1 pseudogene is annotated in these 446 nt (G+C 38.1%); it reads left to right on the top strand.

The annotated features are described in order from the left end of the window. Positions 1–443 (top strand): annotated as a pseudogene (locus DMC01_RS15595) (IS1595 family transposase); the annotation flags it as partial. Between the last annotated feature and the right edge of the window lie 3 nt (positions 444–446).

Here is a 446-nt window from a genome sequence, read left to right as displayed (position 1 = left end):
AAGCGTGGGCGTGGGGCTGGCAAGAAAACGCCTGTGTTTGGTATGCTAAAACGCAACGGCTACGTTTATACGCAAGTGGTAAAACACTGCTCTGCCAAAGAGTTACAGTCCATAATCAAGGAATTTTCAGAGCTTAAAGAAAGCGAAATTTACAGGAAAGCTTCAAAGCCTACGATGGCTTGGTGGATTTTGGAGCAAAGGCACATTATAGGGTAAAACACAGCAAAAATGAGTTTGCAAATGGGCGAAGCCACATCAACGGAATAGAGAATTTCTAGGGCTTTGCGAAGTTTAGACTTGCTAAATTTCGTGGCATAAAAAAAGAAAATTTCGTGCTTCACTTAAAGGAAACAGAATTTAGATATAATACGAAGAATTTAGGACAAAATCTTTATCAAAATTTTCTGAAATTGATAAGAGAAAATCCTATTAAAGTATCTTGAGCC

The organism is Campylobacter troglodytis, from assembly GCF_006864425.1.
GTDB lineage: Bacteria > Campylobacterota > Campylobacteria > Campylobacterales > Campylobacteraceae > Campylobacter_D > Campylobacter_D troglodytis.
Note: the sequence above shows the minus strand (reverse complement) of the source record. Positions and strands in the feature narration are given on the sequence as shown.